Origin of the sequence: Faecalibacterium sp. Marseille-P9590 (genome assembly GCF_017377665.1) — a bacterium.
GTDB lineage: Bacteria > Bacillota > Clostridia > Oscillospirales > Ruminococcaceae > Faecalibacterium.
The window spans coordinates 60841-81110 of the sequence record NZ_JAFREF010000003.1 but is presented as its reverse complement, the minus strand read 5'-3'; the positions used below and the strand labels follow the sequence as shown (position 1 = coordinate 81110).

The window sequence follows — 20270 nt, the reverse complement described above, 5'->3', positions numbered from 1 at the left end:
TCCACCCGAAAGTTTACAAAGAATTGAGTGGTGAAGACACAACAATGCAACTGAAACCTGAAGAGATATCCAAGATCATCCGTGCTCAGATCAAGCATTACGAAAATGTCATCGAGCAGAGCGAGGTCGGCACGGTCATTCTGGTGGGCGACGGCATCGCCCGCGCCAGCGGTCTGGAAAAGTGCATGGCAGGCGAGCTGCTCCAGTTTGAGAACGGCGAGTACGGCATGGCCCAGAACCTCGAGGAGAACACCGTCTCCATCGTTCTGCTGGGCTCTGACGTCGGAATCAAAGAGGGCAGCACTGTCAAGCGCACCGGCAAGGTCGTGTCCGTCCCTGTGGGCGAGGCACTGATCGGCCGTGTCGTCAACGCACTTGGCCAGCCCATCGACGGCGCAGGCCCCATCGAGACGACGGAGTTCCGCCCCATCGAGAGCCCTGCTCCCGGCATCATCGAGCGCCAGCCCGTCAAGGAGCCGCTGCAGACCGGCATCAAGGCCATCGACTCCATGATCCCCATCGGCCGCGGCCAGCGTGAGCTGATCATCGGCGACCGCCAGACCGGCAAGACCACCATCGCGTCCGATACCATCATCAACCAGAAGGGCAAGGATGTCATCTGCATCTACGTCGCCATCGGCCAGAAGCGCTCTACCGTGGCAAACCTCGTGCAGAGCCTCACCGAGGCCGGTGCCATGAGCTACACCATCGTGGTGTCGGCAACGGCATCCGAGCTGTCGCCCCTGCAGTATATCGCTCCCTACTCCGGCTGTGCCATGGGCGAATACTTCATGCACAAGGGCAAGCACGTCCTTATCATCTACGACGACCTGTCCAAGCACGCTGTCGCTTACCGCGCCCTGTCGCTGCTGATCCGCCGTCCTCCGGGACGTGAGGCTTACCCCGGCGACGTCTTCTATCTGCACTCCCGTCTGCTGGAACGCGCGGCCAAGCTCTCCGACGAGCTGGGCGGCGGCAGCCTGACGGCACTGCCCATCATCGAGACGCAGGCGGGCGATGTGTCCGCCTACATCCCCACGAACGTCATCTCCATCACCGACGGCCAGATCTTCCTTGAGACGGAGCTGTTCCACTCGGGCGTCATGCCGGCCGTCAACCCCGGCATCTCGGTCTCCCGTGTCGGCGGCAACGCCCAGATCAAGGCCATGAAGAAGGTCGCCGGTACTTTGAAGCTGATTTATTCTCAGTACCGTGAGCTGCAGTCCTTTGCACAGTTCGGCTCCGACCTGGACGCCGACACCAAGGCCCGTCTGGCACAGGGCGAGCGTATCGTTGAGGTGCTCAAGCAGAACCGCTCCGCTCCCGTTGCGGTCGAAAAGCAGGTGGCCATCCTCTACGCGACCATCCACGACTACCTCGTGAACATCAAGGTGCCTGCCGTGGCCGAGTACGAGAAGGGCCTGTATGAGTATCTGGACACCGACGCAGCCGGTGCCTCCGTGATGGAGACCATCCGCACCACCGGCAAGCTGGAAAAGGACGCCGAGGAAGCTCTGAAGGGTGTGCTGTCCGCTTACACCGAGAACTTTATCAAGGCACACTGACAGGAAGGAGGCGTAACGCATGGCAGGTTCCATGAAGGACATCAAGCTGCGCATCAAAAGCGTAGAGAGTACCATGCAGATCACCAAGGCTATGGAGCTGGTGGCTTCCTCCAAAATGCGCCGTGCCAAGGAGCGGGTGGAGCACAGCCGCCCCTACTTTGAGACGCTGTACGAATCGCTGACCAAGATAGCGGCGGCAGACCCCCGCGCCCGCAATCCCTATCTGCGCCGGGACGACATCAAGCGGACTCTGCTGGTAGTCATCGCGGGCGACCGCGGCCTGGCCGGCGGCTATAACGCCAATGTGTTCAAGCAGGCCGACGCCGCCGAAGGCCCCGTCACCGTGCTGCCCATCGGCAAGCGCTCCGCAGAGTATTTCGCCCACCACGGGGCCGGCCTCTTTACCCCCGAGGTGCTGATGGCGGCGGATGTGTCGGTGAGCGAGTGCTTCACCCTGTCCCACCAGATAACGGAAGGCTTCCTCAAGGGCGAGTACGACGCGGTGAAGCTCTGCTACACCCGCTTTGACTCCATGATGACCCAGACGGCCACCACCCTCGAGGTGCTGCCCCTGACCATCGAGCCCACCGAGGCCCAGAAGGCCGAGGCCCGTCAGAGCCAGATCCTGTACAAACCCAGTTGCGAGGAAGTGTTCGGCGCTATCATCCCCGAGTATGTGGCCGGTGTCCTCTACGGCGCCGTGTGCGAGAGCGTGGCCAGTGAGCTGGCCGCCCGCCGCACCGCCATGGATGCCGCCACCAAGAACGCCGGCGAGATGATAGAGCATCTGAATCTGTATTACAACCGCGCCCGTCAGGCCGCCATCACGCAGGAGATCACCGAGATCGTGGCTGGTGCGGAAAATTAAAAAATGAACCAACCTCTCAGTCTCGCTATCGCTCGACAGCTCCCCTGGTAGGGGAGCCTCTGGCGAAGAGATGAAGCTTTGCGGAATGCCAAGGCCTCCCCTCGGTAGGGGAAGTGGCATCGCGCAGCGATGACGGAGAGGTTTAAGAGAAGGAGTTGTAGCCTATGTCCGAAAAACACATCGGCAAGGTGATCCAAGTCATCGGCCCGGTGCTGGACATCCAGTTCAAGGATGGAGAGCTGCCGGACCTGCTCAACGCCATCGAGATCGACAACCACGGCCAAAAGCTGGTGGTCGAGGTGGCGCAGCTGACCGGTGACAACGTCGCCCGCTGCATCGCCATGAGCAGCACCGACGGCCTGGTGCGCGGCACCGAGGCCGTGGACACCGGCGAGTCCATCAAGGTCCCCGTCGGCGACCAGTGCCTGGGCCGCGTGTTCAACCTGCTGGGTGAGCCGGTGGACAATAAGCCCGCCCCCACCCCGGAGGCTTACTGGCCCATCCATCGCCCCGCTCCCAGCTATGAGGAGCAGCAGTCCACCACCGAAATTCTGGAGACCGGCATCAAGGTCGTTGACCTCATCTGCCCCTACGCCAAGGGCGGCAAGATCGGTCTGTTCGGCGGCGCCGGTGTCGGCAAGACCGTCCTGATCCAGGAGCTGATCTACAACATCGCCACCGAGCATAACGGCTACTCGGTGTTCACCGGTGTCGGCGAGCGCACCCGTGAGGGCAACGACCTTTACGGCGAAATGACCGAGAGCGGCGTCATCAACAAGACGGCGCTGGTCTACGGCCAGATGAACGAGCCCCCAGGAGCCCGTATGCGCGTGGCACTGTCCGGCCTGACCATGGCGGAGTATTTCCGCGACGTCAAGAATCAGGACGTGCTGCTCTTCATCGACAACATCTTCCGCTTCACTCAGGCAGGCTCTGAGGTGTCGGCTCTGCTGGGCCGTATGCCCTCCGCCGTCGGCTACCAGCCTACGCTGGCTACCGAGATGGGCGCTCTGCAGGAGCGCATCACCTCCACCCGCAAGGGCTCCATCACCTCGGTGCAGGCTGTCTACGTCCCCGCCGACGACCTGACCGACCCGGCCCCTGCAACGACGTTCACCCATCTGGACGCTACCACGGTTCTGAGCCGTGACATCGCCTCTCAGGGCATCTACCCCGCTGTGGACCCGCTGGACTCCACCAGCCGTATCCTCAGCCCGGAGGTCGTGGGTCAGGAGCATTATGAAATCGCCCGTGCCGTCCAGAAGGTGCTGCAGCGCTACAAGGAGCTGCAGGACATCATCGCCATCATGGGCATGGACGAGCTGAGCGAGGATGACAAGCGCACCGTCAGCCGCGCCCGTAAGGTGCAGCGCTTCCTGAGCCAGAGCTTCCACGTTGCAGAGCAGTTCACCGGTATGCCCGGCCAGTACGTCCCGCTGAAAGAGACGCTGCGCGGCTTCCGTATGATCCTGAACGGCGAGTGCGACGACCTGCCCGAGAGCGCCTTCCTGTTCGCAGGCACCATCGACGATGTGTTCGCTAAGGCGAAGAAGGGGTAAACCATGACGACCTTTCATCTGACGGTGGTCACACCGGACGGTTGCGCCTTTGAGGGGCAGGCCGAGCGTGTGGTCTGCCGCGCCATCGACGGTGACCTTGCCATTCTGGCCAAGCACGGCGACTACTGCACCGCGCTGGGCATGGGCGAGGCCCACATCGTTGATGCCGAGGGCAGCCGCCGCCGTGCCGCCTGCATGGGCGGGATGCTCACCGTGCTGGACGGTGAGGTGCGTCTGGTAGCCACCACATGGGAGTGGGCTGAGCAGATCGACCACACCCGCGCCGAGGCCGCAAAAAAGCGCGCCGAAGAGATTCTGGCCCGCAAAGACCTCGACCGCCGCGAGTACGAGATGGCACAGGCCCGCCTCAAGCGCGCGCTGGTGCGCACCTCCATCAAGGAGTAACAGCTGAAACAAAAACCGGAGTCCCCGCGGGGACTCCGGCTTTTGTTGTATCAGAAGCTTTTAGAGCATATTTGCCTTCTCGATGAGGCTGCGGATGTGGTGGGCCAGCATCTCGATGGCGGTGGTGTTCTCGCCGCCGTTGGGGACGATGATGTCAGCGTTGCGCTTGCTGGGCTCAACGAAAGCCTCATGCATGGGCTTGACGGTGGTGAGGTACTGGTTGATGACGCTGTCGAGGGAGCGGCCGCGCTCCTTGACGTCCCGCACCAGACGGCGCAGGATGCGCTCGTCAGCGTCGGTGTCCACGAAAATCTTGTAGTCGAACATGGCGCAGAGCTCCGGCTCCACGAAGGGGAGGATGCCTTCCACGATGAGGACGGGGGCCGGTTCGATGTGCTGCACCTCGTTGCTGCGGTTGTGGTCGGCGTAGTCGTACACCGGGCAGTCGATGGCGCGGCCTGCCTTCAGCTCCTGTAAGTGGTAGATGAGCAGGGCGTTGTCGAAGGCGTCCGGGTGGTCGTAGTTCAGCTTGCAGCGCTCTTCAAAGGGCAGCTCGTCGTGGCGCTTGTAGTAGCTGTCGTGGGAGATGAGGCGTACCTCGTCCTCCCCGAAAAGAGCCTTGAGCCGACAGGCCAGTGTGGTCTTGCCGCTGCCGGAACCGCCTGCGATGCCGATGATCAGATTATTCATGTTCCAAAAACCTCCGCGTGCCGATTGTTGTAGAAAAAATCCCCAGAGTAGGGTATAATATCCTTATCCTACATAATAACACACTTCGCTCTGTTTTGACAGAGCCGAATCTCTGCTGGGAGGCGTTTTGATGAAAAAAATCGTTCCTGCCCCGTACATCGACCAGACTGAGCGCTGGGTCAATGGCTGCGAGAGCATCAGCAGCGTCATGCTGCTCCAGGCCGTGGGCATCGACATCGACCCGGATACCTTCATCGCCCGCGACCTGCCCCACGCTCCTTACTGGGAGCAGGACGGAAAACTCTACGGCCCTGACCCGTGGCAGGTCTACCCCGGCGACCCCCACGACCACACCGGCTACGGCTGCTATTCGCCCTGTATCGTCAAGGCCCTGAACAGCGCTCTGGAACACGAGGGCGCAGCCGACAAGTTCGAAGTCGTGGACGAGAGCGGCAAGACGGCGGCAGAGCTTTGCTCTTATATCGATGCCGGGATGCCGGTGGTGTTCTGGGCGACGCTGGATTTCCAGCCCGTGCCGGAAAAGCGTGACCACTGGCTGCTGGCCGATGGCACTGACTTTGCATGGAAGTGCAACGAACACTGCCTGCTGCTGGTGGGCTACGATGACGAAAACTACTGGTTCAACGACCCGTGGCATGACCACGGCGTCTGCCCGCAGCCGAAACAGCTGGTGGAGGACTGCCATGCGGCCCAGGGGCTGTTTGCCGTCACCCTCCGCCCGAAAGGAGAAGTATGAAAAAAGAAGAACTTCAGCAGAACATGAAAGACAGGATGCAGCAGTTCGAGGACGGCGGCCTCCGGCTCCTGAAAAAGGGTCAGAAGGGCATCGTCCACGCGATTTTCAGCCGCTTCGGGCTGGTGCTGCTGCTCATGCTGTTGCAGGCCGGTGTGCTGTGGAGCGTGTTCCGGTGGTTCGGCGGACTGCTGCCTCATTACTTCGGCGGCAGCGTGGCCATGTCGGCCTTCATGGTGGTCTACATCCTCAACAGCGAGATGGACAACAGTGCTAAGATCACATGGATGGTCACCATCGCCATCCTGCCGGTCGTGGGTGTGCCGCTGTTTTTCTACGTCAAGAGCAACATCGGCCACAACGCCCTGAAAAAGCGGGTGACCCACCTCACTGAGGAGGCCCGGGGCTTACAGCCCCAGCCGCTGGCTGCGGCCCAGGAGCTGGCCGAAGCCGACCCCGGCGCGGCCTCGCTGGCGCGGTATCTCCACGGAAAGGGCGGCGGCTTCTCGGTCTACAGGAACACGGAAGTTACCTACTTCCCCGGCGGCGAGGCCAAGTTCGAAGAGCTGCTGCGCCAACTGGAAAAGGCCGAGAAGTACATCTTCCTCGAGTACTTCATCATCGACGAGGGCCTCATGTGGGGCAAGATCCTCGAAGTGCTGGCCCGCAAGGCCGCTGAGGGCGTGGACGTCCGGGTGATGTACGATGGCACCTGTGAGTTCACCACCCTGCCCCGGGATTACCCCAGCCGCCTCGAAAAGCTGGGCATCCAGTGCCGGGTGTTCTCGCCGGTGCAGCCCTTTGTCTCGACCCATTATAATTACCGCGACCACCGGAAAATTCTCGTCATTGATGGCAAGGTGGGTTTTACCGGCGGCGTGAACCTCGCCGACGAGTACATCAACCACATCGAGAAGTATGGCCGCTGGAAGGACGCCGCCGTCATGCTGGAAGGCGAGGCTGTCCGACCGCTGACCATCCTCTTCCTCGAGATGTGGAGCATCCTCCGGGAGCCGGAGTTTGAGAAGTTCCTCTCCGTGCCGCCCCACTCCGTCCCGGCGAAGGGGTTCGCGGCCCCTTACGGCGACTGCCCGCTGGACGGTGAGCGGGTGGGAGAGATGGTTTATATCGACCTGCTCAACCGCGCGAAGCGCTACATCCACATCATGACGCCCTACCTCATCCTCGACGGTGAGCTGGAAACGGCCCTCAAGTTCGCGGCAGAGCGGGGCGTGGACGTCCACCTCATCCTGCCCCATGTGCCGGATAAGAAGTTCGCCTATGCGCTGGCGAAGACGCACTACAAGTCTCTGCTGGACTCGGGCGTGAAGATCAGCGAGTGGCTGCCCGGCTTTGTCCACGCGAAGGTCTTTGTGGTGGACGACAGCGAGGCCGTGGTGGGAACCATAAACCTCGACTACCGCAGCCTCTACCACCACTTCGAGAATGCGGTCTGGATGAAGGATACCGCCTGCATCCCCGCCATCGAGAAGGATTTCCAGAAGACGCTGGAATTCTGCCGCGACGTCGAGCCCACCCGGGAGAGCATCTGGGAGGGCAAAGTGCTGCTCCATCTGGCAGGAATTTTACTGAAAGTTATTGCACCATTACTGTAAAACAAAGGGGAATGCCGCTCGGCATTCCCCTTTGTTTTACAAATAATCCTTATCCATCGAGAAGCCCCGGCCGCTGACCTCGGTGACATGGCTCACGATGAGGAAGCAGGTGGGGTCGATGCTGTGAGCCAGCTTTTCCAGCCGGGGCAGTTCCCGGTTGGACACGATGCTCAGAAGCACGGCGCTGGACTCGTGGGTGTAGCCGCCCTCGCCGTGGAGGATGGTCACGCCCCGGTCCAGCTGCTCGAGGATGGCGGCACAGATGGCGTCGGACTGGCTGCTGATGATCTTTACCTCGGTGCGGCTGGCACCCATCATCAGCATCTTATCCATGACGACGGTGTGGATGAGCACCATCACAATGCCGTACAGCACCTGCGGCATCGGGCTGAACACAGCCTGCATCAGCAGGACCATGATGTCGAAAGCCAGCATGGTGGCCGACACCGGCAGCTTGAACCATTTGTTGAGCACCAGCGGCGGGATGTCGAGGCCGCCGGTGGATGCACCGGAGCGGATGACGATGCCCAGCGAGACGCCGATGCCGAGGCCCGCAAAGACGGTGCAGAGGAAGATGTCCTCCGTCAGCACCCGGCCATTCGCCATCCCCTCGAACAGGGCGAGGAAGGCGGGGCTGAGAACACTGCTGGCCAGCGTATTGAGGGCGAAGGCACGGCCCAGGACCACCCAGCCCCAGACCAGCATGGCGAGGTTGATGAAGAACAGCAGCCCCGAGACGGGCAGGCCCGTCAATCGCCCGATGGCCAGTGCGATGCCGGTCGCGCCGCCGGTGATGAGGCCCGCCGGCTCGAGGAACAGGGCAACGGCCAGCGAGTAGAGCGCGTTGCCGAAGATGATGGAAGCCCAGTTCCAGATAAGCTGCTTCCAGTGCGGATTCTGATTCATAGCGTTTCCTCCCATATCCCTTCTATCATACCGGAAAACGGTAAAAAAATCCACGCCCGGCGGCCTGCCGGAGCGTGGATTTTTGTTCATTTGACAGATGAAAGTTTGATTTTTTACTCTTCGTCCAGCAGGCGCAGGCCGGCGGTGTCGGTGACGGGCAGCGAGAAGACGATGGAGCCGGCCTTTTTGTCGGCGTTGTCCATGATGGCTTTCATAATGGCGTTCTTCTCGGAAGTGCGGCTGACGATGAGCACCAGCTCTTTTTCGTTCACGAGGTCGATGCCCATGAACTTGGCTGCACCCTCCATGCCGGTGCCTTTGGCGTGGATGACGGTGCCGCCGCCGGCTCCTGCGGCCCGGGCCGCGTCCATGATAGAGCCGGTGTAGCCCTGATTGGCGATGACCAGCAGCAGGTCGTAACGGGTATCTTTCAAGGTGCTTTCCTCCTTCAGCTCAAGGGTCTGGTGTTCGGTGAGGAACAGCAGGGCGCGCTTGCCGCCGATGCTGCTTACCGGGACGATGAATGCAATGCCGGTACCCGGCACATCAATGCGCATCTGGCGGCGCAGGGCTTTCTGGATGCGGGGCCAGCTATCCGCTGTGATGATGGCAAAGAGCACAGCTTTTTCGGTCTTTTCCAGCCCGAGGGTGGAAAGCGTCTCCTGAACGGCGGTGCCGGCACCCACAGTGCGCAGACTGACATCGACGCCGAAGCTTTTATACAGCTTCAGAAAGGCGTCTGTCGTGGGGCGGTCGGTGATGGTGACCAGCCAGTAAAGCGTATTCACGGCAAAGCCTCCTTACAGTTCGATGATGGCGTCGTCCGGCAGTTCGGCCAGCAGGGCGGCAGTATCCAGCAGGGGCTGGGCGCTGCGGGCCTTGCGGGTCTTGAGCTGGGCCACAAGGCCCATGAGCTGGACGGTGATGAGGGGCGTCATGGCGACCATGGCCACCACGCCGAAGGCGTCGGTGACGATGTTGCCGCCTACGGCGATGCAGGCACCCTGCGCCAGCGGCAGCAGGAAGGTGGCCGTCATGGGGCCGGAGGCCACGCCGCCGGCGTCAAAGGCGATGGCGGTGTAGAGCTTCGGCACCACAAAGGAGATGCTGATGGCGAAGAGGTAGCCCGGGATGAGGAACCACAGAATCGAGATGCCGGTGAGGACGCGCACCATCGCAAGGCCCACCGAGAGGGCGACGCCGGCCGAGAGGGCCGCGCCCATCGTCCCGGCGGAGATGGCACCGTCGGTGACTTCTTCGACCTGTTTGTTGAGGACATAGACCGCAGGCTCGGCCCGGACGATGAAGTAGCCGATGAGCATCCCGATGGGGATGAGCAGCCACCGGCTGCTCTGGCCGCCCAGGATCTGACCGAGGTAGTTGCCGGCAGGCATGAAGCCGATGTTCGCCCCGGTGAGGAAGAGCACGAGGCCGATGTAAGTATAGACGAGTCCTACGCCGATGCGGCCCAGCGTCCGCCGGTCGATGTGGAGGGCGGCGAGCTGGAAGATGCCGAACATCACGACGATGGGCAGCAGGGAAGTGGCGATCTCGTGCAGATAGGTGGGCAGGCCCTCGCTGAACAGCTGCCACAGCTCCACCGAGTCGCCTACTTCGGGGATGATCGGCGGCACGTAGCTGCTCTCGCTGGCATTGAAGACGATGCCGAGGATGAGGACGGCGAGGATGGGACCTACGGAGCAGAGGGCTACGAGGCCGAAGCTGTCGTCCGCTGCATGGCGGTCGGAACGGATGGCCGATACACCGACGCCCAGCGCCATGATGAAGGGGACGGTCATGGGGCCGGTGGTGACGCCGCCGGAGTCGAAGGCCACGGCCAGAAACTCTTTCGGCACAAATGCAGCCAGAAGGAAGATGGCAGCGTAAAAGATGACCAGCAGCCGGGGCAGCGGGATGCCCAGCAGCATACGCAGGAAGGCCATGACGAGGAAGATGCCCACGCCCGCAGCCACCGAGAGGATGAGGGTCATGTTGGGGATGGAGGGTACCTGATTGGCAAGCACCTGTAAGTCAGGCTCTGAGATGGTGATAAGGAAGCCCAGCAGGAAACCCACGCCGATGATGAGAAAGAGGTTCTGGCTCCGGGTGAGCATGGAGCCGACCCGCTCGCCCATGGGGGTCATGCTCATCTCGGCACCCAGAGTGAAGAACATGATGCCGACGATGATCATGGCCGCGCCCAGCAGAAAGCAGAGCAGGATGCTCGGAGAAACAGGGGCGATGCTGAAACAGAGCACCAGCACGATGGCCGCGATGGGCAGGACGGCCTGCAGTGCCTCCAGCAGCTTTTCCCGAAGCTTGGGGATGGATGATTTGATAATGATGTCCACCAGCCTTTCCCGCCCAGAAGCAGTGCCGCCGGGCGTTGGAATTGAGAAATATTTCCTTATCAAGTATACAAAAACAGACAAAAGTCCGTCAACAAAAGACCGGCTAAGATTGGCAAAGAAACAGAAATGTTACAAAAAGAAAAGGCTGCCGCGCTTTTGCACAGCAGCCTTGAAGATCAGAATTTAGATGCCCTGCTTTGCCAGAACGTCAGAAGTCGGGGTGGAGAACACCGGAATATCGGCGTAGGGGTCGGGAGTGTTGTCGGCGGGCAGGGCCTTCATGTAGGCGTCCATGGACTCGGCCACCTTCTTGGCGATGGCCACGGCCTCCACGACGGTGCGCGCGCCCATGACGGCGTCGCCGCCGGCGAACACGCCCTCGCGGGTGGTGCTGCCGTCCTCGTTGACGGTGAGCAGGCCGCGCTGGTTGGTCTCGATGCCGGTGGTGGTCTTGACGAGAGAGTTCTCAGAACCCTGGCTCACTGAGACGATGACGCCGGTGTGGGGGTAGAAGGTCTCGCTGCCCTCTACCTGGGTGAACTTGCCGTCCTCGCCCTTCACGGTGTCGCGGCAGATGATGCCGTTCTCACGGATCTCCACCGGAGCCTTGCAGAAGCGGAAGCCCACGCCCTCGAGCTTGGCGTACCGCACTTCATGCTCGGAAGCGCTGATGCACTCTTCGTCGCGGCGGGCGTAGCAGGTGACGTGGCGTGCGCCGTTGCGGATGGCAGTGCGGGCGCAGTCCATGGCGGAGTTGCCCACGCCGATGACGGCGATGTCGTCGCCCAGCTGGAAGGCCTTGGAGTTGGCCAGATAGTCGATGCCGAAGGCCGCGTTGCCCAGCGTCTCGCCCTTGATGTGCATGGCGTTGGCCTTCCACAGACCGGCACCGATAAAGACGCTCTTGTAGCCGTCCCGGAAGAGGTCGTCGATGGTGATGGTCTTGCCGATGGCAGTATTGGGGCGGACGTGGATGCCCTTCAGCTCGAGGTGGCGGTACTGGAAGTCGTCCAGCACGCTGTCGGGCAGGCGGTAGTTGGGGATGCCGTACCGCATGACGCCGCCGATCTTGTCGCGGGCGTCGAAGATGGTGACATCGTAACCCCAGCGTGCCAGCAGGACGGCGACGGTCAGGCCCGCAGGGCCGGAGCCGACGACAGCGGCCTTCATGCCGTTCCTAGGGGCGGGGCCGGAAGTCATCTTGTTGGCGTAGGTGGTGGAGATGTAGTCCTCGATGATGGAGAAGTGGACGGGGTCGTGGCTGGGCATCCGGTTGCGGATGCAGTGGCCCTCGCACTGGTTCTCGTGGTTGCACACGAGGCTGCACACAGTGGTCAGGGGGTTGTTTTCAAACAGCATCCGGCCGGCGTCGTCGAGGTGATTGTCCTTGAGCAGGCGGATGACCTCGGGGATGTTGGTGTGGATGGGGCAGCCCTGCTGGCACATCGGCTTTTTGCAGCCGAGGCAGCGGTTGGCTTCGTCCAGAACGTGAAGTGCCATGGTTCCTCCTTGTACCTGTCGAACAGGCGACGTTGTATCCAAGTATCTTTACTATAATACACCGAAACTGCCTCGGCATACAAGTGCCGAAATGACAAAATTTGCAGAAAAATTTCTGTCATTACGTCAAAAAGATATTTTTTTGACGAAGTAGGCCGCCCATGGCCTCGGGTGAAACGCGGCAGAGCGTACCAAAATCGGCAGCGGCAAGCTGCGCCTCAGCCATCCGAGCGGAGGCACCGCCTGATCCCCGCAGACGGGCCAGCGAGTGGGAGACAGGGAGGGCGCAATTTTTTAATAAAGGAAGAGCATCCTTCTTCCCTCCCAGCAGGTGGAGATAGGGCGGAAGGGCGGGGAGACTGTCGGCGGTGCAGCCCAGCGCGGCGTCCATGGCGAGGCGGCGCATCCGCGCCCGGGGGTAGCGGACGGTGGTGAGAGCGTCCAGCAGTTCGTCGTAGGTGGTGCTGGTACGGACGGCGGCTTCCAGACGGTGCTCCAGTCCTTCGGAGACGCCGCGGATGTCTGCAAAGGGCGCTTTGCCCCGGCAGGCAGACCGGAGAAGGGCCAGCTCGCACCGCCCGGCGGCGGAAAAATCGGTGTACTGCCCGGCGGCGTAAGCCTCCTGATAAAGCGGGAAGACCGCCTCGGGAACGTAAGGCGCGACGGCGTCCGCTCCGCCCTCGGCCCAGAGCTTGCGAAGTGCGCTGGCGCTGGCGAACTGCCCATGGGCAGAGTGGAGCGCCTCACCGTGGTTCGCGCCTTGCCGGGGCAGGGGATAAGCCTCCATCCGAGGCGCAAGGCTGCGGATGGCCCGGCAGTATTCGACAGCGAGGTTGTTGTTGGGCTTGTCCAGCAGGGCGGCGACCCGCTCGTCAGATGCAAGCTTCGCCGCGGCGGCCTGCCGCGCGGCGGCAAAGCTCCGTGCGCCGCCCGCAAGCTGGGCTTTCAGGGCGGCGCGGTAGGAGTCGCTGTCAAGAAGCTCGGCGGCCTCCATCAGAAGGGCCGCGTCGGGCGTCTCGGCACCGAACACCAGACCGTCGCACCCAGCGGCGGCAAGCAGCGCCACGCCCGCCCGGGCGAACGCCTCTGCCCCCGCGCAGGCACAGGGAGCAGGCAGAGCAAACACAAGGTCAGCCCCGCAGGTGAGGGCGGACCGGGTGCGGACAGCTTCAGGCAGGAGGGGCAGCGCCCCTCGCTGCACCAGCGAACAGCTCATGGCGACGGCAACGCGCTCTGCACCCAGCGCTTTTGCCTGCGCCAGCTGCCATGCGTGGCCGTTGTGGAAGGGGTCGTATTCGGCGATGATACCGGCAAATTTCATGGCGTGACCTCAAAAGTTTGTGAAATATCTGTCATACTGCATGGAGAACTGGGGTAGAATGACAGGATTCTGGGCAGGATGTACAAAAAAGCCCGGGGACTTCGTGGCAGGCTTTGCCGCCATTGCGGCTTGAAAACCGGCCGACCCTATTATATAATAATTCTAGGAATCTGTAAAATTCTGCCCTCTCGGGGGTAGACAAAAACATATCTGGAGGAAACAAGAAGATGAAAATTCTGGTTATCAACTGTGGTTCTTCTTCCCTGAAATATCAGCTCATCGATATGGACGGTGAGAAGGTGCTGTGCAAGGGCCTGTGCGAGCGCATCGGCATGGAGAGCAGCATGATCACCCATGAAGCTAACGGCCACAAGGCTACCACTCCCGCTATCTTCCCCACCCACACCGAGGCTTTTGCTGAGGTCGTGAAGAAGATGACCACCGGCGAGGGCAAGTGCATCGACGATGTCAGCGAGATCAGCGCCATCGGCCACCGCGTCGTCCACGGCGGTGAGAAGTTCAAGGCCAGCTGCCTGATCACCGACGAGGTCATCAACACCATCCGCGAGCTGAGCCCCCTGGCTCCTCTGCACAACCCCGCAGGCATCCTCGGCATCGAGGCAGCCCGCAAGGTCTTCGGCAACGTCCCGATGGTCGCTGTCTTCGACACCGCTTTCCACAGCACCATGCCCCCGAAGGCTTATATGTACGCCATCCCCTATGAGTACTATGAGAAGTACGGCGTCCGCCGCTACGGCTTCCACGGCACCAGCCACAAGTACGTTGCTCACAAGGCTGCTGAGTACCTCGAGGAGCCCATTGAGCGCCTGAAGCTCATCACCTGCCATCTGGGCAACGGCTCCTCCATCGCCGCTGTCGATCAGGGCAAGGTCGTTGATACCTCCATGGGCATGACCCCGCTGGCCGGCCTGATGATGGGTACCCGCTGCGGCGACCTGGACCCCTCTGTGGTCAACTACCTGAAGTACACCCTGAACATCACCGGCCACGAGCTGGACGAGATCCTGAACAAGAAGTCCGGCCTGCTGGGCATCTCCGGTGTTTCCAGCGACAAGCGTGACGTCGAGGAGGCTGCTCTCCACGGCAACAAGCGCGCTCAGCTGGCTTCTGACATGCTGAACTACCAGATCAAGAAGATCGTCGGCAGCTACATCGCAGCTATGGGCGGCGTGGACGCCATCGTCTTCACCGGCGGCATCGGCGAGCACGACGAGATCGCCCGTGCAAAGGTCTGCCACCACATGGATTGGCTGGGCATCCGCATCGATACCGACAAGAACGAGCATCCCGTGGGCGATGTCTGCGACATCACCGCCTGGGGCGCCAAGGTCCGCACTCTGGTCATCGCTACCGACGAGGAGCTGATGATCGCCCGCGACACCAAGGAAGTCCTCGAGAAGTAATCTCTGCATTTAAGGCATCCAAGGCCGCACCGCTCCCCCAAAGGGCGGTGTGGCCTTTTTGCTGTTTTGCACGAGCAAAGACCGTCTTATTATGCCGAATGCACAAAAAAGCGGGTGAGGGGTTGTTTTTTGGTTGACAAATCAAAAAAAGAACGGTACAATAGGGGAGTCCTCAGCTAGAGGACGTTTACTCATTCAAGCCCCTGGTAAGCTTACGATCAGCGCTATGGTCCCTAAAAACCAAAGGTATGGTTACAATCCTTCCGTGGGCAAGAACTAAACAAAGAGGAGATACTACTATGTTCGAAGACAAGACTTTAGTTTGCAAGGACTGCGGCAAGGAGTTTGTTTGGACTGCTGGTGAGCAGGAGTTCTACGCATCTCGCGGCTTTGAGAACCAGCCCCAGCGCTGCAAGCCCTGCCGTGATGCCCGCAAGAACGGCGGCGCACGCAGCAACGGCGGTGAGCGCCAGATGTTCGACGCTGTCTGCGCAGCTTGCGGCAAGGCTTGCAAGGTTCCCTTCCAGCCCCGTGAGGACCGTCCGGTCTACTGCTCTGACTGCTTCGCTCGCATGAAGCAGAACTAAGCGCTGATTCTACAATCTGAAGCTTAACGGCCCCCGCACTGCTTGCAGTGCGGGGGCTTTTTTCAATTACTACTTGAAATATAGGATATGATTGGGGTATATTATAGCTGAGCGCCGCAAAGGCGCATCGTAAGAGACAGAAAGGACAACTACCATGTTTGATATTTTCAATATGCTCAAGAAGGACGAAGCCAAGGCTGTGAAGCAGGTCACCCGTGAGACCATCATCGGCGACATTCTGGATATGGACCAGAGCACCGCTCCCTACTTCATGGAGATCGGTATGCACTGCCTGGGCTGCCCCGCCTCCCGCGGCGAGAGCATCGAGGAAGCCTGCGAGGTCCACGGTGTGGATTGTGACGAGCTGCTGGAGAAGCTGAACGCTCATCTGGCCTCCAAGAAGTCCTGAGTGCTGCCGACACTGGATGCGCGTCTGAGCGCTGCCGCTGAGCTGGTGCGCCCCGGCGAGCCGGTGGCCGACATCGGCTGCGACCACGGCAAGCTGACGGCGGTGCTGGCCGCTTCGGGGAAGTACCCCAAAGTCATCGGGGCCGACCTGCGCCCCGGCCCGCTGGCAAAGGCAGAACAGACGCTGGAATATGCCGGATGCAAAGACCGCGCTGAGCTGAGGCTCGGCGACGGTCTTTCTGTGTTGTCTCCGGGCGAGGTGAGCACCATCGTGCTGGCGGGCGTCTCGGCCCAGACAACGTGGGAGATCATAGAGAAAGCCCCGTGGGTATCTGCGCCGGGCGGGCCTCGCCTTGTGATGGTGCCAGCCACCCGCCATAGCGATCTGCGCCGCTGGCTGTGGGAACATGGCTTTGCCTTCGTGGCCGACCGGCCGGTGCAGGCGGCGGGCCGCTGGTATGCGGTCATGGCCGCCGAGTACACCGGCGAGGTGAAAACGCCCACTTTCCAAGAGTGCCTGTTCGGCCTCACCGGCCAGTGGCCGGAGGGGGAAGGCTACGCCGCATGGCAGAAAGCCAAGCTGCCTCGCCTCCGCCTCGGTGTGCCGGACGGCACAGAGCTGGCGAAAGAGATGGATGAACTGATAAAAGGGGAGAGCAAAGCATGACGACGGTACAGCAGATATACGAAGAGATGCAGCGCATCGCGCCGCTGGCTCTGGCCGAAAGCTGGGACAATCCCGGCCTGCTGGTAGACTGCGGCGGCGAGGTGTCCCGTGTGCTGGTGACGCTGGACATCACCCCCGAGGTGGTGGAAGAGGCCGCCCGGAAGGGCTGCGGGCTCATCGTGTCCCACCACCCGGTCATCTTCTCGCCCCTCAAAAAGCTGAGTGGGCAGGACGTGGCTTTCCAGCTGGTGAAAAACGGCATCTCGGCGATTTGTATGCATACGAATCTCGATGCCGCCGAGGGCGGTGTCAACGAGGTGCTGGCCGGGTTCTTCGGGATGCGGGAGATGGAAGCGTTCGCCGAGGGCTGCGGCCGTGTGGGCAGCATCGAGCCCGTCACAGTCCCCGAGCTGGCAAAAAAGGCACAGAAAGAGCTTGCCGCCCGCTGCAACCAGCCGTCCGACGGCCCTGCGGTGCAGATCAAGTTCGCCGACACCGGCAAGGTGGTGCGGCGGCTGGCCGTCATCAGCGGCGCAGGCGGAAGCCTCTTCGAGGACGCCATCGCGCAGGGGGCAGACTGCCTGCTGACCGGCGAGGCCAACCACCACCATGCCATCGACGCAAAGCGTCTGGGGCTTTCGCTCATCGCAGCGGGCCACTACGCTACGGAGTTCCCGGTGACGGCGGCGGTGGCGGAGAAGCTGCGCACGGCCTTTCCGGAGCTGGAAATCCTTGTGAGCGAGGATGCCCGGGACCCCTATACTTATTTATAATATAAAGAAGCAGATCGGCAGGGCCGGACAGGTCTTGCCGATCTGCAAAAAACGAGGTAATACAAATGGCATTGGATGCCGCGACACTGGCGCTGACGGCGGCGGAATTGAAGACCACGCTGGCTGACGCCAAAATCGCAAAACTGTTTGAGCCGACCCGCGACGAGCTGGTCATCACCCTGCGCACCCGTACGGAGACTTACAGCCTGCTGCTGTCGGCCCGGAGCGGCTCAGCGCGAGTCTGCCTGACCGAGGAAAGCTTCGAAAACCCCGAGACGCCGCCCTCTTTCTGTATGCTGATGCGCAAGCATCTCACCGGCGGGCGTCTGCTGGACGTCCGGATGGAGCCGGGCGACCGAATCGTCTACTTTGAGTTCCAGTGTACCAACGAGATGGGCGACCTTGTGCGCAACATCCTCTGCGCCGAGCTGATGGGCCGTTACTCCAATCTGGTGCTGGTGCAGAACGGCAAGATCATCGATGCCCTCAAGCGGGTGGATTTCGAGGACAGCGATGTCCGTCAGCTCCTGCCCGGCCTGCCCTACACGACGCCCCCCAAGCCTGCCCGGCCTGATTTTCTGGCCGTCAGCTCGGCGTCCATCGTGGCAGCGGCCTGCGAGCGCGACCTGCCGGTGGCAGACGCCCTGAATAAAACGGTGGCCGGTGTCGGCCCGGTGGTCTGCCGCGAGGCCGCATGGCGCGCCTTTGACGGAGAACATCTGCTGGCCAACGAGCTGACGGAGGCCCAGAAGGTCCGGCTGATGGCGGCCATCGACGAGTTGAAAGAGATCTACGACGCGGGCGGCTGTCCGTGCAGCGTCACCGCTCCGGACGGCAAGCCGGTGGAGTACACCTTCTTCCGCCCCCAGCAGTATGGCGAGAAATATCTCATCAAGGAGTGGCTCTCCTTCAACACGATGCTGGAAGGCTATTACGCCGAGAAAGACCGCGCCGAGCGCCTGCGCACCAAGAGCAAGGAACTCCACAAAGCCGTCCACAATATGTACGAGCGTGCCGTCCGCAAGCAGGCGGCCCGTCAGGAAGAGCTTGCCGCCAGCGGCAAGAGCGATAAGCTCCGCCTCTACGGCGAACTGCTGTCGGCCAACCTCTACCTCGCCGAAAAGGGCATGAAGAGCATCACTGTGCCGAACTGGTACGATGAGGGCAAAGAGGTCACGATCCCGCTCGATTTGCGGTTCAGTCCCAGCCAGAACGCGCAGAACTTCTTCAAGAACTACAAGAAGAAGCAGACTGCAGCCCGGATGCTGGTGGACCTGCTGGCCGAGGGCGAGAAGGAGATCGCCTATCTGGAAACGGTGCTCTACGAGGTGGAGACGGCTTCCGGCGAGGCGGCGCTGAACGAGATTCGCGCCGAGCTCAAGAGCCAGGGCTATCTGAAATACTACAAACAGCGCGACAAGCGCCAGAAGCCCGCCGATTTCCTCCGCTTCACGTCCAGCGACGGCTTCGAGATCCTGGTAGGCCGCAACAACGCCCAGAACGACAAACTCACCCTCCACACCGCCCGGGGCAAGGATCTGTGGTTCCATGTTCAGAAGGCCCCCGGCAGCCACGTCGTGGTCATGAGCCGGGGCGAGGACATCCCCGACACCACGAAGCAGGAGGCTGCAGAGCTGGCTGTCGTGTATTCCAGCACCTTCAAGGCCGGTGCTGCCGCCAAGGTGGCTGTAGACACCACCGAGGTGAAGAACATCTGGAAAGCCAACGGCGCAAAGCCCGGCATGGTGCTCTACGAGGTGTACACCACCGTGTACGTCACCCCGAGAGAAAAGCTTCTGGATGAGCTGAAAGCAAACGCGAAAAAATGACCCGATTTGAGCCGCTGTGCATCTGCATGGCGGCTTTTTTCAAAAAGGCTAAAACACGTTGCACTTCCCGCTCGTCTTTTGTCGCCGCCGGACGGAGAGATTTTTAGTATAAAACGACCTGAGAACGGGCATTCTATCCCCTGAGCGGGGTTTTCCACAGAAAAAACTGCCACCCGATTGTGCATTCTGCACAGAAAATCTCCCGGGAGATGAAACGGAGCAAATAAAAAAAGAAAATCTGCGTTTTTTCGAAAAAACACTTGCCAAATGCACGAAGATGTGATAGAATATCTCTCGGCTGCAAAGGGCTTGTGCGATACAAGTCGTGCAGGCCAGCGATATGCGTAGATGCGGGAGGTTGTCATCCGGCGATAGCTGAGATGGGTTATTTCCGCGGAGTATGTCCGATCTTAGAACCGGGCGAAAGAATTACTGACAGCGATGGAATACGTTCCCTCGGCAGGGCAACCTGCGAAACGGGCGGAACCAATGTTCGGATTTGATTTGCTAATATATTTCCGGGAGAACTGCCGAGCGGTTCACCGGTTTTTCTAGTGCCAAATCGAGGAACACCCGGAACTGTGTAGAGCAATTTATCGGCTCGCCTAGGGCAAAACAATTTTTCAGGAGGCGTAAGCAATGGCAGTCAAAGAGAAAATCAGAATCCGTCTGCAGAGCTATGATGCTCAGCTGATCGATGCCGCAGCAGAGAAGATCGTGGAGACCGCAAAGCACACTGGTGCCCGCGTGTCCGGCCCCATCCCCCTGCCCACCGATCGTGAGATCGTCACCGTTCTGCGCGCTACCCACAAGTACAAGGATAGCCGCGAGCAGTTCGAGAGCCGCACTCATAAGCGTCTGATCGACATTCTGAAGCCGTCCAACAAGACGGTCGAGGCTCTGATGAGCCTCCAGCTCCCCGCTGGCGTGGACATCGAGATCAAGCTGTAAAAGACACTCGATCAAATTCGATGCCCTCGTTTCCCGAGGGGTCATGTTGGCAGTGACGTGCGCTGCCAACCAATAACCTTTACAGGAGGAAAAGAA

The 20270-nt window shown here is 61.0% G+C and carries 19 protein-coding genes; 13 read left to right on the top strand and 6 right to left on the bottom strand.

Annotation, left to right across the window (positions count from 1 at the left end; translation table 11 throughout):
- Positions 1–44: 44 nt before the first annotated feature.
- The 4 genes from atpA to atpC all read left to right on the top strand — a co-directional run bounded on the left by atpA (position 45) and on the right by atpC (position 4397).
- The gene (gene atpA / locus J3349_RS05350; RefSeq protein WP_158395215.1) at positions 45–1565 is read left to right on the top strand and encodes a F0F1 ATP synthase subunit alpha; all 1521 of its coding nucleotides are present in this window, start codon (positions 45–47) and stop codon (positions 1563–1565) included.
- 19 nt (positions 1566–1584) lie between these two features.
- Positions 1585–2433, top strand: a complete 849-nt coding sequence (gene atpG, locus J3349_RS05345; protein ID WP_207676684.1) for an ATP synthase F1 subunit gamma — start codon at positions 1585–1587, stop codon at positions 2431–2433.
- Between the two features lie 164 nt (positions 2434–2597).
- On the top strand, positions 2598–3992 hold the full coding sequence (gene atpD / locus J3349_RS05340) for a F0F1 ATP synthase subunit beta (RefSeq protein ID WP_149795328.1): 1395 nt from the start codon (positions 2598–2600) through the stop codon (positions 3990–3992).
- A 3-nt stretch (positions 3993–3995) separates the two neighbouring features.
- On the top strand, positions 3996–4397 hold the full coding sequence (atpC, locus tag J3349_RS05335) for an ATP synthase F1 subunit epsilon (RefSeq protein WP_158402025.1): 402 nt from the start codon (positions 3996–3998) through the stop codon (positions 4395–4397).
- A gap of 60 nt (positions 4398–4457) precedes the next feature.
- On the opposite strand, the gene udk is transcribed toward atpC, so the two are convergent.
- Complete coding sequence (gene udk / locus J3349_RS05330; protein WP_149795331.1) at positions 4458–5087, bottom strand: uridine kinase; 630 nt, start codon at positions 5085–5087, stop codon at positions 4458–4460.
- A gap of 130 nt (positions 5088–5217) precedes the next feature.
- Between udk and J3349_RS05325 the strand changes: the two genes are divergently transcribed.
- Together J3349_RS05325 and J3349_RS05320 are read left to right on the top strand one after the other, a co-directional pair.
- Positions 5218–5844 carry a C39 family peptidase gene (locus J3349_RS05325; protein WP_158400482.1) on the top strand — a complete coding sequence of 209 codons (627 nt, stop codon included), beginning with the start codon at positions 5218–5220 and terminating at the stop codon, positions 5842–5844.
- Positions 5841–7457, top strand: a complete 1617-nt coding sequence (locus J3349_RS05320) for a phospholipase D-like domain-containing protein (protein ID WP_207676683.1) — start codon at positions 5841–5843, stop codon at positions 7455–7457. The genes J3349_RS05325 and J3349_RS05320 overlap by 4 nt, the downstream gene beginning before the upstream one ends.
- 36 nt (positions 7458–7493) lie before the next feature.
- On the opposite strand, the gene J3349_RS05315 is transcribed toward J3349_RS05320, so the two are convergent.
- From J3349_RS05315 to J3349_RS05295, 5 genes are all read right to left on the bottom strand, one after another.
- Positions 7494–8363, bottom strand: coding sequence for a YitT family protein (locus tag J3349_RS05315; protein ID WP_207676682.1), 870 nt, complete (start codon positions 8361–8363; stop codon positions 7494–7496).
- 113 nt (positions 8364–8476) lie between these two features.
- Positions 8477–9151 carry a P-II family nitrogen regulator gene (locus J3349_RS05310; RefSeq protein ID WP_207676681.1) on the bottom strand — a complete coding sequence of 225 codons (675 nt, stop codon included), beginning with the start codon at positions 9149–9151 and terminating at the stop codon, positions 8477–8479.
- Positions 9152–9163: 12 nt separating this feature from the next.
- Positions 9164–10714 (bottom strand): DUF1538 domain-containing protein, encoded by a 1551-nt coding sequence (locus tag J3349_RS05305; RefSeq protein ID WP_207676680.1) that lies wholly within the window; start codon positions 10712–10714, stop codon positions 9164–9166.
- A 183-nt stretch (positions 10715–10897) separates the two neighbouring features.
- Complete coding sequence (locus J3349_RS05300) at positions 10898–12256, bottom strand: NAD(P)-dependent oxidoreductase (protein WP_347564976.1); 1359 nt, start codon at positions 12254–12256, stop codon at positions 10898–10900.
- A 79-nt stretch (positions 12257–12335) separates the two neighbouring features.
- Positions 12336–13535, bottom strand: coding sequence for a nucleotidyltransferase family protein (locus J3349_RS05295; RefSeq protein WP_207676678.1), 1200 nt, complete (start codon positions 13533–13535; stop codon positions 12336–12338).
- A 227-nt stretch (positions 13536–13762) separates the two neighbouring features.
- Here J3349_RS05295 and J3349_RS05290 point away from each other — a divergent pair, with 227 nt between their 5' ends.
- The 7 genes from J3349_RS05290 to rpsJ all read left to right on the top strand — a co-directional run bounded on the left by J3349_RS05290 (position 13763) and on the right by rpsJ (position 20174).
- Positions 13763–14959 carry an acetate kinase gene (locus tag J3349_RS05290; protein WP_207676677.1) on the top strand — a complete coding sequence of 399 codons (1197 nt, stop codon included), beginning with the start codon at positions 13763–13765 and terminating at the stop codon, positions 14957–14959.
- Positions 14960–15258: 299 nt separating this feature from the next.
- Entirely contained in the window at positions 15259–15546 is a 288-nt protein-coding gene (locus J3349_RS05285) for a zinc-ribbon domain containing protein (RefSeq protein ID WP_117535946.1), read from the top strand.
- A 154-nt stretch (positions 15547–15700) separates the two neighbouring features.
- Complete coding sequence (locus J3349_RS05280) at positions 15701–15955, top strand: DUF1858 domain-containing protein (RefSeq protein WP_015564630.1); 255 nt, start codon at positions 15701–15703, stop codon at positions 15953–15955.
- Entirely contained in the window at positions 15956–16621 is a 666-nt protein-coding gene (locus tag J3349_RS05275; protein ID WP_158395206.1) for a class I SAM-dependent methyltransferase, read from the top strand. It abuts the gene before it with no gap.
- The gene (locus J3349_RS05270; protein ID WP_207676676.1) at positions 16618–17394 is read left to right on the top strand and encodes a Nif3-like dinuclear metal center hexameric protein; all 777 of its coding nucleotides are present in this window, start codon (positions 16618–16620) and stop codon (positions 17392–17394) included. The genes J3349_RS05275 and J3349_RS05270 overlap by 4 nt, the downstream gene beginning before the upstream one ends.
- A 65-nt stretch (positions 17395–17459) precedes the next feature.
- Positions 17460–19223 (top strand): NFACT RNA binding domain-containing protein, encoded by a 1764-nt coding sequence (locus J3349_RS05265; protein WP_207676675.1) that lies wholly within the window; start codon positions 17460–17462, stop codon positions 19221–19223.
- A gap of 639 nt (positions 19224–19862) precedes the next feature.
- Complete coding sequence (rpsJ, locus tag J3349_RS05260; RefSeq protein WP_005934923.1) at positions 19863–20174, top strand: 30S ribosomal protein S10; 312 nt, start codon at positions 19863–19865, stop codon at positions 20172–20174.
- The last annotated feature ends 96 nt before the right edge of the window (positions 20175–20270 follow it).